Source organism: Devosia sp. T2-14 (genome assembly GCF_055397495.1).
Genome location: NZ_AP027921.1, coordinates 2650304 through 2662242, shown reverse-complemented (window position 1 = coordinate 2662242; position 11939 = coordinate 2650304). Strand labels below are relative to the sequence as shown.

12 protein-coding genes are annotated in these 11939 nt (G+C 62.7%); all 12 read left to right on the top strand.

Features of this window, described 5'->3' with window-relative positions; translation table 11 throughout:
• Nucleotides 1-120: 120 nt before the first annotated feature.
• The 12 genes from ACZ5WT_RS12955 to ACZ5WT_RS12900 all read left to right on the top strand — a co-directional run bounded on the left by ACZ5WT_RS12955 (nucleotide 121) and on the right by ACZ5WT_RS12900 (nucleotide 11756).
• A complete protein-coding gene (locus tag ACZ5WT_RS12955) occupies nucleotides 121-1560 on the top strand; it encodes a GGDEF domain-containing protein (protein WP_464284204.1) in 1440 nt (479 codons plus the stop codon).
• A 222-nt stretch (nucleotides 1561-1782) separates the two neighbouring features.
• The gene (gene rpsF / locus ACZ5WT_RS12950) at nucleotides 1783-2184 is read left to right on the top strand and encodes a 30S ribosomal protein S6 (RefSeq protein ID WP_464284203.1); all 402 of its coding nucleotides are present in this window, start codon (nucleotides 1783-1785) and stop codon (nucleotides 2182-2184) included.
• A gap of 18 nt (nucleotides 2185-2202) precedes the next feature.
• The gene (gene rpsR, locus ACZ5WT_RS12945; RefSeq protein ID WP_046169334.1) at nucleotides 2203-2457 is read left to right on the top strand and encodes a 30S ribosomal protein S18; all 255 of its coding nucleotides are present in this window, start codon (nucleotides 2203-2205) and stop codon (nucleotides 2455-2457) included.
• A gap of 92 nt (nucleotides 2458-2549) precedes the next feature.
• Nucleotides 2550-3122 carry a 50S ribosomal protein L9 gene (gene rplI, locus ACZ5WT_RS12940; protein ID WP_464284202.1) on the top strand — a complete coding sequence of 191 codons (573 nt, stop codon included), beginning with the start codon at nucleotides 2550-2552 and terminating at the stop codon, nucleotides 3120-3122.
• Nucleotides 3123-3382: 260 nt separating this feature from the next.
• Entirely contained in the window at nucleotides 3383-4870 is a 1488-nt protein-coding gene (locus ACZ5WT_RS12935) for a replicative DNA helicase (RefSeq protein WP_464284201.1), read from the top strand.
• A gap of 2 nt (nucleotides 4871-4872) precedes the next feature.
• Nucleotides 4873-6009, top strand: a complete 1137-nt coding sequence (alr, locus tag ACZ5WT_RS12930; RefSeq protein WP_464284200.1) for an alanine racemase — start codon at nucleotides 4873-4875, stop codon at nucleotides 6007-6009.
• 67 nt (nucleotides 6010-6076) lie between these two features.
• Nucleotides 6077-6613: a DUF1697 domain-containing protein gene (locus tag ACZ5WT_RS12925; RefSeq protein ID WP_464284199.1), complete on the top strand. Its 537-nt coding sequence runs from the start codon at nucleotides 6077-6079 to the stop codon at nucleotides 6611-6613.
• A 9-nt stretch (nucleotides 6614-6622) separates the two neighbouring features.
• Complete coding sequence (radA, locus tag ACZ5WT_RS12920; RefSeq protein ID WP_464284198.1) at nucleotides 6623-8023, top strand: DNA repair protein RadA; 1401 nt, start codon at nucleotides 6623-6625, stop codon at nucleotides 8021-8023.
• Between the two features lie 129 nt (nucleotides 8024-8152).
• Nucleotides 8153-8764, top strand: coding sequence for a CvpA family protein (locus tag ACZ5WT_RS12915; protein ID WP_464284197.1), 612 nt, complete (start codon nucleotides 8153-8155; stop codon nucleotides 8762-8764).
• Nucleotides 8765-8917: 153 nt separating this feature from the next.
• Complete coding sequence (purF, locus tag ACZ5WT_RS12910) at nucleotides 8918-10423, top strand: amidophosphoribosyltransferase (RefSeq protein WP_464287209.1); 1506 nt, start codon at nucleotides 8918-8920, stop codon at nucleotides 10421-10423.
• The gene (locus ACZ5WT_RS12905) at nucleotides 10423-11157 is read left to right on the top strand and encodes an SDR family NAD(P)-dependent oxidoreductase (protein WP_464284196.1); all 735 of its coding nucleotides are present in this window, start codon (nucleotides 10423-10425) and stop codon (nucleotides 11155-11157) included. The genes purF and ACZ5WT_RS12905 overlap by 1 nt, the downstream gene beginning before the upstream one ends.
• Nucleotides 11157-11756: a GNAT family N-acetyltransferase gene (locus ACZ5WT_RS12900; RefSeq protein ID WP_464284195.1), complete on the top strand. Its 600-nt coding sequence runs from the start codon at nucleotides 11157-11159 to the stop codon at nucleotides 11754-11756. The genes ACZ5WT_RS12905 and ACZ5WT_RS12900 overlap by 1 nt, the downstream gene beginning before the upstream one ends.
• Nucleotides 11757-11939 lie beyond the last annotated feature (183 nt).

The window sequence follows — 11939 nt, the reverse complement described above, 5'->3', positions numbered from 1 at the left end:
CTTGCATTGAATTCCCGGCCATACCCCCCTTGCTGCCCCTAACCAAGACAATGGGCGCAACGAGCGCGATAATCCATTAACTCGCCGTAGCTAAGATGCGCATGGGTAGGGATTTTTTCCATGCAATCACCGACCATAGCTACGATCTGGCGGGGTACCCTGCCTCGGAATCCCACACTGCAGTCGCTCGTAGTCGGTGCTCTGATATTTTGCGCCTGCATCATCGGCATTCACAGCCAGGTATTGTTTTCGCTGGCCAGTATCTGGCCCGCCAACGCGATTCTGCTGGCCATCATGGTGCTCAGGCCGGAAACCAATCGCCCCCTCACCTGGCTGACTTCAGCGTTGGCTTTTATTGGCGCCGACCTGCTGAGTGGCAATGATCTCGCACGATCAACGCTACTGAACGGAGCCAATATCGCTGGCGTGGCCGGCGGTGCATTGGCCTTCCAATCCATCCCGAAGGGGACGCTGCTGATGCAGCGCCCGATGGATGCGACCTTCATCGTCGTCAGCATCGTGTTTTCGGCCACCTGCGCCGCCGTGGCCGGAATGGTGCCGGGCATATACCTGTTTGCCATGCCGGCGAGCGACAGCTTCTATCTGTGGTTTGCGACTGAAATGGCCAACTACGCCATCTTCCTGACGCTAGCCTTCAGCCTCGTCATGCCGAAGGCCGCCGACCAACCGGGGGAAGTCCGCTTTCGTCAGCTCTCGATGGCCGCCGCGCTGATCGCGCTGGTAGGCTCCATCGCGCTGATGCACCTGCTGGGTCGCGCTGGCAGCATTGCTTTTTCGATACCGGCGTTAATCTGGTGCGCGGTGATTTTCCCGCCCACCATTGCCATGCTGCTGACGACGGCGGCCTGCGGGTGGTTGCTGATCGCAGCACCATTGAACCTGCTGCCGTTGCATACCGATCTGGCGGAATCGGCTTCGATGTCATCGCTGCGCCTAGGCGTCGCGATGCTGGCCATCGCTGCTTTCGCCGTCGCCTGCCTGACGGCGGCCTGGAACACCGCACAAGCAAGGCTGGAGCATGCTGCCAGCCATGACGCGCTTTCCGGCCTGCTCAATCGCGCTGCCTTCGTCGGACGAGCCGAACAGGCGCTTAAGAGCCCCGGGGCGTCCCTGTTGATGCTCGACGTCGATCATTTCAAGCAGATCAACGACAATCACGGCCATGCCATGGGTGACGCGGCCCTGGAAATGATGGGCACCACCCTGCGGAAGGCGCTGCGCGAGGGCGACGTGGTCGGCAGAATCGGCGGCGAGGAATTCGCAATCCTGCTGCCGCAGACCACGCAGATGACGGCAAGCGCTGTGGCCGAACGGCTGCGGCACGCCGTGGCGACCTGCCGCCTCGCGACCGATGGTGGGAAACCTGTGCCTATGACAGTCAGTATCGGCTTGGCCCACGTAACGGCGCAGTCCTCGCTCAACCAGCTCATGGCAGCTGCCGATGGGGCGCTGTATAGCGCCAAACACAACGGCCGCAACCGCGTGGCCATAGCGGGTACACGCGATCTGGATAGCCGTAGAAGCGCCCGCACTCGCTGAGAACTGCACGTTCTTGCGTCGGCCGGGGATTTGCCCTATAGCCACGCCAGCAATTCGTTTGGCCGGGGGCTGAACGGAGGGTTTGTGCGTTGCGCAGATAGGACTTCGGTCCGGCCTCCCGTGTTCCCGCTCTTTGCAAGACTGCTTTGACGCCTTTCCGGCTTCAAGGAGGCTCCGCGCCAGACGTTGCTGTGTTTGAAACCACGAAGGAAGGCGCAATTCATGGCCCTCTACGAACATATCTACCTGGCTCGCCAGGACGTGTCCCAGCAGCAGGTCGAAGAGCTGACCGCTGCGCTGACCGAGATCCTCGCTTCGGGCGGCGGCAAGGTCACCAAGAACGAATACTGGGGCCTCAAGGGTCTCTCCTACCGCATCCGCAAGAACCGCAAGGCTCACTACACCCTGCTGAACATCGAAGCAGCGCCTGCTGCTGTTGCCGAGATGGAACGCCAGATGCGCATCAACGAAGACATCCTGCGCTTCATGACCGTCCGCGTGGACGAGCACGAAGAAGGCCCGTCGGCGATGATGCAGAAGCGTGATCGTGATGATCGTGATGGCGACCGCGGTGGCCGTCCCGGTGGTGGCTTCGGCGGCGAACGCCGTCCGCGTCGTTTCTAAGATAAGGACCTAAAAGCTATGGCAATCAAAGACCTCACCACCGCCCAGGCCCGCCGTCCGTTCCAGCGCCGCCGCAAGACCTGCCCGTTCTCGGGCGAAGGCGCGCCGAAGATCGACTACAAGGACGTGCGTCTGCTGTCGCGTTACGTGTCGGAGCGCGGCAAGATCGTGCCGAGCCGCATCACGGCCGTGTCGGCAAAGAAGCAGCGCGAACTGGCCCAGGCCATCAAGCGCGCCCGCTTCATCGGCATCATGCCCTACGCCGTTCAGTAAGCTCCAGCTTACCTAACGACATACGTTGGGGCTCCGGATGGTCCGGGGCTCCTAACCGTCCTTGAGACGGGACAGCTACAAGGAATACCCCCATGAAAGTTATTCTGCTCGAGCGCGTTGGCCGCACCGGCACCATCGGCGAAGAAGTGTCCGTGAAGGACGGCTTCGCTCGTAACTTCCTTCTGCCCCAGGGCAAGGCGCTCCGCGCCACCGAGGCAAACCGCAAGAAGTTCGAAGCCGAACGCGCCAACATCGAAAAGCGCAATGATGACCGCCGCAACGCCGCTGCTGGCATTGCCGAAGGCCTCAATGGCCGTGAAGTCGTCATCATCCGCCAGGCCGGCGAAACCGGCCAGCTCTACGGTTCGGTTGCCTCGCGCGACATCGTGGAAGCTCTGGGCGCCGATGGTTTCACCATCCAGCGCAGCCAGGTCGACCTCGCCGACCCGATCAAGTCGGTTGGCGTGCACACCGTGCCGCTGAACCTGCATGCTGAAGTCGCCGTCTCGATCACCGTCAACGTTGCTCGCTCGGCCGACGAAGCCGTTCGCCAGAGCGCCGGTGAAGACGTCACCGTCACCGTCTACGAAGACGACGTGGAAGGCGACTTTGCCGCCGGCCAGAAGGACGCCCAGCAGGACGACCGCTTCGACGACGAACTCTAAGGCTTACGCCTGAGACGACAAAGGCCGGGCCCAGTGCCCGGCCTTTTTGTTTGCCACCCTGGCGTCGAAACGCTGGAGCCTGGCACCACCCGACTCGCCATTCTGCCGCCTTGCTCGCATGCAAGACACATTGGTTTCTGTCCCCGTTCTCCCCAGTGTTCACAGCGACAAGTCACGCGACGTTAACCGGTCCCCCGATAGGGCAAGACTCAAGGCAGAGTTGCGTGGTTAAGACACGTTAATGTTTCCCAAGAGGCATCATGGCAGAGCTCGCGCGGCTTCATCCCCCTGCAGACGACAAGTCATTTCGCCTGGCCCCGCACAACGTGGAAGCCGAGCAGGCCCTACTGGGCGCCATCCTGCTGAACAATGACGCGTTCTACCGGGTCGCCGACTTCCTAGAACCGGTGCACTTCTACGAGCCGATTCACCGCGACATCTACGAGCTGACGGGCAAGATCATCCGCGCCGGCAAATCGGCCGACCCGACGACAATCAAGACCCACCTACCCGATCAGCTGCTGCCCGATGTCACCATGGCGCAGTATCTGGCCCGACTCGCGGCCGAAGCGACCACCGTCATCAACGCGGCCGACTATGGCCAGTCGATTTACGACCTCGCCATCCGTCGCAACCTGATCCTCGTCGGCGAGGAAATGGTGCAGGTCGCCTACGAGTCCGACGTCGAAATGACGCCGAACAAGCAGATCGAAAAGGTCGAAGGCGAGCTGTTTCAGCTTGCTGAAAAAGGCCGCTACGATGGCGGCTTCCAGAGCTTCTCCAGCGCGCTGAGCGCATCTATCCAGATGGCGGGCGAGGCCTTCCAGCGTGACGGCGGCCTGTCTGGTATTTCCACGGGCCTCGATGACCTCGATCGCCAGATGGGCGGCCTGCAGCGCTCCGACTTGATCGTGCTGGCCGGACGCCCCGCCATGGGCAAGACCTCGCTGGTGACCAACATCGCCTTCAACGTCGCCAAGGCATACAAGGCCGAAATCGCGGCGGACGGCAGCCGCAAGGCGACCAGCGGCGGCGTGGTTGGCTTTTTCAGCCTCGAAATGAGTTCCGAACAGCTCGCAACCCGTATTCTGGCCGAGCAGGCCGAAGTGTCCTCATCGGACATCCGGCGCGGTCGTATTCACGACAGCCAGTTTTCCAAACTGGTTGACGTATCCAACATGATGAGCACGATGCCGCTCTATATCGATGATACCGGTGGTATCTCGGTGGCGCAGCTGGCCGCTCGCGCCCGCCGGTTGAAGCGGCAAAAGGGCCTCGACTTCCTGATCGTCGACTACCTTCAGCTGCTTTCCGGTTCGACCAAGGCTTCGAGCCAAAACCGCGTGCAGGAACTGACCGAAATCACCACGACGCTGAAGGCGCTCGCCAAGGAACTGGAAGTGCCGGTGGTTGCACTCAGCCAGCTCTCGCGTCAGGTTGAAGCGCGCGACGACAAACACCCGCAACTGGCGGACTTGCGCGAATCGGGGTCTATCGAGCAGGACGCCGACGTGGTGATGTTTGTTTACCGCGAGGAATACTATCTAAAGAACAAAGAGCCTAAAGAAGGCACGCCAGAGCACATGACCTGGCAGGGTGAAATGGAACAGGTACACGGCAAGGCCGAAGTCATCATTGCCAAGCAGCGTCACGGCCCTACCGGCACCGTGCAGCTCAGCTTTGAGGCGCAGTTCACGCGCTTTGGCAATCTGGCCCGCGCCGACTACCTGCCCGAGCGTATGGAATAGGCATGGCCTTGACGTCCGGCCTTGGCGGCCAACTCAGCATCGATCTTGGGGCACTCGCCCGGAACTGGCGCGCCCTGGACAAGGTGAGCGCCGGCGCGCTGACTGGCGCGGTTGTGAAAGCGGACGCCTATGGCGCCGGCATCACCATGGCGAGCAAGGCCCTGCATGCGGCGGGCGCACGCTTCTTCTTTGCGGCGACGCCCGACGAGGGCATGGCCGTGCGAGCTGCGGTGCCCGATGCGCACATCTTCATTCTCAACGGGCTCTATCCGGGCGCGGCCAACCTCTACATCCGGCAAAACCTGATGCCAGTGCTTTCCTCGATGGCAATGCTCGAGGAATGGCTGGCCAAGTGCGTCGAGCGCAACGAGGCCTACCCGTCGGCTTTCCACTTCGATACCGGCATGAACCGGCTGGGTTTCCGACTCAACGAAGCAGGCGTGGTGCGCGAGCGCATCCACAATCTCGGCTATGCGCCGCAGATGATCATGAGCCACCTGGCCTGCGCCGATCAGCCCAATCACGAAAAGAACCGCACCCAGCTGGCGCTGTTCGGGTCGGTGATGACGCAGTTCCCCGGTATTCCGGCGTCGCTCGCCAATTCGGCGGCGCTGATGACCGGACGGGACTACCATTTCCAGATGGTTCGCCCAGGCATCGCGCTCTATGGCGGCCGGGCGGTCAATGGACGCAAAAATCCGATGGCGCCCGTGATGACGCTGCATGTGCCGATTCTTCAGGTCATCGAAGCGCGCACCGGCGAAAGCGTCGGCTATGGCGGGAGCTACTCCCTGTCGCGCAACAGCCGCCTCGCCATCATTTCGCATGGCTATGCCGACGGCTTCTTCCGGTCCCTGTCGAGCACCAACACGCGCCCGGGCGGCAAGGTCGCGATTCGCGGAAAGATCTGCCCGATCGTCGGCAAGATTTCGATGGACCAGGCGACAGTCGATATCACCGAACTGGGTCAGGACATTCCCAATCCCGGCGAGGGCGCTGAGATCATCGGTAACCTGATCAGCGTCGATGATCAGGCCGACATTGCCGGCACCATCGGCTACGAGTTCCTGACTGCACTCAAGGGCCGCTACAATCGCAACTATGTGGGCGACGGCAACCTCCCGGTGAGCGAGACCTGATCGGTTCTCTTTTTGTTCTTGCCCGATGGCTCGCCTTGCGATAGTCGAGAAGACAACGAGGGAGCCCATGAGCGTCTTTGTCGTCCTGCTGCGCGCGATCGGACCGGTCACGCACAAGATCATGTCGATGACGCAATGGCGCGAAGCCGTGGCCGCTGCAGGGTTCGAAGCCCCCGAAACCTATTTCGCGACCGGCAACATGGTGGTGAGCGGCTCGGGAACGGCAGAGGCAGTCACCGACAAGATGAACCAGATTGTTCAGGAGCTAGGTCTGGGAGCCGGCAATCGGGCCGTGGTGCGCACCTCGGATCAAATCGAGGCCCTCTACCAGGCCAATCCCCTGCCCGAAGCCAGCGCCGAGCGCCCGAGTGAAGTGGCCGCCTATTTCTTCGCCGAAGCCAAACCGGATTTTGGCTGGATAAGGGATTATCCCGGCCCCGAACGCATCAGCATCTGCCGGGAACATCTTGTGGTGGACTATGGCGGCCGGGGCGCAGGCTCCAGGCTTCCCGCCATCATCGAACGAAAATCGGGGGTTGTGACCGCCCGCAACTGGAACACGCTGCGCGGCCTCGTCGCGCGGATCGCTGCCCGCACCGCATAAGGAAACGCCTTGGCCAAATCTCGCTCTTCATTTGTCTGCCAGGCCTGCGGGGCCGTCTCCAGCCGCTGGCAGGGCCGATGCGATGCATGCGGCGACTGGAACACCATCGTCGAAGAAATGGTCGATAGCGGCGTCGGAGCCGGGCCCAAGTCGGCCAAGTCGGGCGGGCGTCCGACCAATCTCGTGCCGCTCTCTGGCGAAACGCAAAGTGCCGCGCGCGTCGTGACGGGCCTTGCCGAGCTCGACCGCGTCACCGGCGGCGGCTTCGTCAAGGGTTCAGCGCTGCTGGTGGGCGGCGACCCCGGCATTGGCAAGTCAACTTTGTTGCTGCAATCGGCAGCGGCGCTCGCCAATCAGGGCAAGCGCGTCATCTATGTTTCGGGCGAAGAAGCGGTGGCGCAGGTGCGCCTGCGCGCACAGCGGCTGGGTCTGGGCGAAGCCAACGTCCTGCTGGCCGCCGAAACCAACGTCGAAATCATCCTCGCCACGCTCGAAAGCGGCGATGCGCCAGATCTGGTGATCATCGACTCTATCCAGACCCTGTGGACCGACCGCGTCGACAGCGCGCCGGGCACCGTCACCCAGGTCCGCACCTCGGCGCAGGCGCTGACGCGTTTTGCCAAGAAGAGTGGTGCCGCCGTTGTGCTAGTGGGCCACGTGACCAAGGATGGCCAGATCGCCGGCCCGCGCGTTGTCGAGCACATGGTCGACGCCGTGCTGTATTTCGAGGGCGACACCAGCCACCGTTTCCGCATCCTGCGGGGCGTCAAGAACCGCTATGGCGCGACCGACGAGATCGGCGTTTTCGCCATGACCGAACTTGGTCTCGAGCAGGTGGGCAATCCTTCTGCGCTGTTCCTCGATCAGCGCGACGAAGGCGCTGCCGGCTCCGCCGTGTTTGCCGGAATGGAGGGCACGCGCCCCATCCTCATTGAAATCCAGGCGCTCGTGGCGCCCTCGCCGCTCGGCACCCCCCGGCGCGCCGTTGTCGGCTGGGACAGCTCACGCCTTTCTATGGTGCTCGCCGTGCTCGAAACGCGGTGCGGAGTTCGCATCGGCGCCAACGACATCTATCTCAACGTCGCCGGCGGCCTGAAGATCAACGAGCCCGCAGCAGACCTCGCTGTCGCCGCTGCATTGATTTCCTCGCTGACCAGTTCGCCCCTGCCCGCCCAGGCCGTCTATTTCGGCGAAATCTCTCTGGCTGGTGGCGTACGCCCTGTTGTGCACGGCTCGTTGCGCCTGCGCGAAGCCCAGAAGCTCGGCTTCAAATCCGTCGCGACGGGGCGGCTCAGTGCCGCGGATCGCAGTTCCGGGCTTGAGGTCGCCGAGTATACCGAGCTATCGGAACTCGTGGGAAAGATCGCAGCCAATGGCAAACCCCGCGAGCCGCAACGCGACGAGTGGTGATGCGCTCACATTGCAGTGCTTTCGGGGGACATTGTTTCGCGTGGGCCCGCGCCGCCCTTGGCAGCGCAACACAAAGCGGTTAAACGAAGCCCAACAATGCCGGGGCGGCAACTGGAGCAGGCGAAGCATATGCTGACAGCGTTCGACGTTGGTGTTGGTGTGTTGGTGCTGATTTCGGCAATCCTCGCAACAGCGCGCGGTTTGACTCGTGAAGTGCTTTCACTGGCGACATGGGCAGGCTCGGCCGCCATCGCCATCTACATGTATCTCTATCATCCCGAGATCGCACGGCAGTACATCGCCGAGGCGGTCGTGGCTGATATTGCCACGGTGGTCGTGACCTTTATCGTCGCGTTGATCGTGCTGCACCTGCTGACCATGCGCATCGCCGACTTTGTCGTAGACAGCCGCATCGGGCCGATCGACCGCACTCTCGGCTTTGTGTTCGGCGTGCTGCGCGGCACCCTGATCGCCATCGTCATCACCATTTTCGGTACCTGGCTGCTGCCAAACAACCTGCCGAGCTGGGCTGCTGAATCCCAGTCGCTGCCGCATCTGCGCAGCATGGGCCAAACCCTGATTTCGCTGCTGCCCGAAGGGCTTGAGCAGCAGGTTACCAACATGCTCAAGGGCGGCACCGGCCTGACCGAAGACTCCGACGCGTCGCCCAATCCACTGGATCAGGGCACAGACTCGACCGAGGACGGCACGCCAGAGCCGACCGCGCCGGCCGCGATCTAATCGACGAGGCGAGTGCACTGCGCTCGCCACAACCCTGACCACCTTGCGTGGCAATGGTCGGGAACAACCAATATGGTCTATGGGACGGGCACAGGGCCGTCCCTGGCCCGTCGCCCCTGGCGACACGCAGAGTTGCGGTATATCCGCAAAGGTATGGAGACCCCGGTGAACCATCCGAGCGACGACGACAGCTTCGACATTGATGGCGACACGCTGCATGAAGAGTGCGGCGTGTTTGGCATTTTGGGGCATAACGATGCCTCGACCCTGACCGCGCTGGGGCTGCACGCCCTGCAGCATCGCGGCCAGGAGGCGGCGGGCATTGTCAGTTTCGATGGCCGCCAGTTCTTTACCGAAAAGCGCATGGGCCTGGTGGGCGACCACTATACCGACCCTGCCGTGCTGGCGAAGCTGCCGGGCGAGATGGCCATGGGCCATACCCGCTACTCCACCACCGGCGAAGTGGCGCTGCGCAACGTGCAGCCGCTGTTTGCAGAGCTGGCTGATGGCGGCATTGCCATTGCCCACAATGGCAATTTCACCAACGGCCTGACGCTGCGTCGGCAGATCATCGCGACCGGCGCCATTTGCCAGTCGACCTCCGATACCGAGGTTGTGCTGCATCTGGTTGCGCGCTCGCGCCATGCCTCGTCCACCGACCGCTTCATCGATGCGCTCCGCCAGATGGAAGGCGGTTACGCCATGCTGGCGATGACCCGCACGAAGCTGATTGCGGCCCGCGACCCTGTGGGCATCCGCCCGCTGGTGATGGGCGAGCTCAACGGCAAGCCGATTTTCTGCTCCGAGACCTGCGCGCTCGACATCATCGGGGCGAAATACGTTCGCGATGTCGAGAATGGCGAAGTCATCATCTGCGAGATCCAGCCCGACGGCTCGATCACCATTGAGGAGCGCAAGCCTTCGCACCCGGCGCCGGAACGCCCCTGCCTGTTCGAATATGTCTATTTCGCCCGCCCCGATTCCGTCGTGGCCGGCCGCAGCGTCTATGGCGCGCGCAAACGCATGGGCATCAACCTGGCCAAGGAAGCGCCGGTGGAAGCCGACGTGGTGGTCCCGGTGCCCGATGGCGGCACGCCCGCAGCAATCGGCTTTGCGCAGGCGAGCGGCATTCCGTTCGAGCTCGGCATCATCCGCAACCACTATGTGGGCCGCACCTTCATCGAGCCTACGCAGTCCATTCGCGCCTTCGGCGTCAAGCTCAAGCATTCGGCCAACCGCGCCGAAATCGCGGGCAAGCGCGTGGTGCTGATCGATGACTCGATCGTGCGCGGCACCACCTCGGTCAAGATTGTGCAGATGATGCGCGATGCTGGGGCCACCGAAGTCCATATTCGTGTCGCCAGCCCAATGATCCACTATTCGGACTATTATGGCATCGACACGCCTGATCCTGAGAAGCTGCTTGCAAACCAGCACAAGGATCTTGAGTCCATGTGCAAGTTTATCGGCGCGGATTCACTGGAATTCCTGTCGATCGATGGCCTATATAATGCCGTCGGCGGTGAATCGCGGAACCCGGATGCTCCGCAATTTACCGACCACTACTTCACGGGCGACTATCCGACGCAGTTGACCGACTTGAACGGCAGCGTCAAAAGCAAACCCAAACAAATCTCTCTGCTTAAAGAGGCCGGTTAATGGCTGGAACACAGGACCTTGCAGGCAAGGTCATCCTCGTCACCGGAGCCTCGCGGGGCATCGGCTATGCTGCATCCGTCGAGGCAGCGCGCCGCGGCGCGCACGTGGTGGCGATTGCCCGCACCGTCGGGGGACTTGAGGAACTTGACGACGAAATTCAGGACCTGGGCTCGTCGGCAACTCTGGTGCCGCTCGACCTGCGCGATGGCGACGCCATCGACCGTCTCGGCGCGGCCATCTTCGAGCGCTGGGGCGCCCTGGACGGCCTGATCGCCAATGCCGGGCAGCTCGGTGTGCTGAGCCCCCTGCCCCATGTGAAGCCGGAAGATTTCGAGAAGGTCATGACGGTCAACGTGACGGCGAACTATCGCCTGTTGCGCGCAACCGACCTGCTCCTGCGCCAGTCGACGGCCGGACGCGTTGCGTTCGTGTCGTCGTCCTCGGCCCGCTCGGCGCGCCCCTTCTGGGGCCTATACGCAGCCAGCAAGGCCGCCGTTGATGCCATGGCCAAGTCGTATTCCGGCGAAGTCGCCCAGACCAAGATGAAGGTCAACGTGTTCTATCCCGGCGCCGTGCGCACGGCGATGCGCGCCAAGGCCATGCCGGGCGAGAACCCCGATACGCTGCCCAAGCCTTCAGAGATCGCTCCCAAGCTGGTTGACCTGATGAGCCCTGCCATCAAGGAAAGCGGCCGCCTGTTCAACGTCGAGACCGGGGCGTTCGAAGAGATCTGATGGTGGACCTGCGGCCCTATCGCGCCAGCGATCTCGAAGCACTCTACGAGATCTGCCTCGTTACGGGAGACAGCGGCCAGGACGCATCGCCATTGCACAATGACCGGAAGGTCATCGGGCATCTCTACTCCGCTCCCTATGGGGTGCTGGAACCCGAGCAGGTCTTCGTCGCCGAGGATCAGGAAGGCGTTGCCGGCTATGTCGTCGGCACCTTCGACACCGACGCGTTTGACCAAAGGCTTGAGCGTGAGTGGTGGCCCGCTCTGCGGGAACACTATGCGAGCGTTCCCGCCGCAGACCTCACTGATACGGACCGCCTTCGCATCGAAGCGATCCGCAATCCGCATTCCAATCCGCCCGATATCGTCGCCCGCTATCCCGCCCATATCCACATGAACCTCCTGCCGCGGCTGCGCGGCAAGCGCGTGGGCACCGGCCTGCTCCAGCTCTGGATCGCCAGCGCCCGTGCAGCAGGCGTGAGCGGCATTCATCTCGGCGCCAATGCCGGCAATACCGGCGGCGTCGCCTTCTGGCAGGCCAGCGGTTTTCAGCCCGTGCAGAACAATGGCCGGACCGTGTGGTTCGGGATGTCGCTTTAGAGGCTCGATTGCGCCGTCGCTGATCCCGTTTTCGGACGGTCGACGACCGACGCTTAAGTGGGGTTGGAAGGAGGATTCCCGCCTGCGCGGGGCCGCATGGCACCTCCAGTAGACCTCATCCTGAGCCTGTCGAAGGACGAGGTCGTGCCCTATGAGGCCCGTAGTAGACCAGGGGCAGCTGCC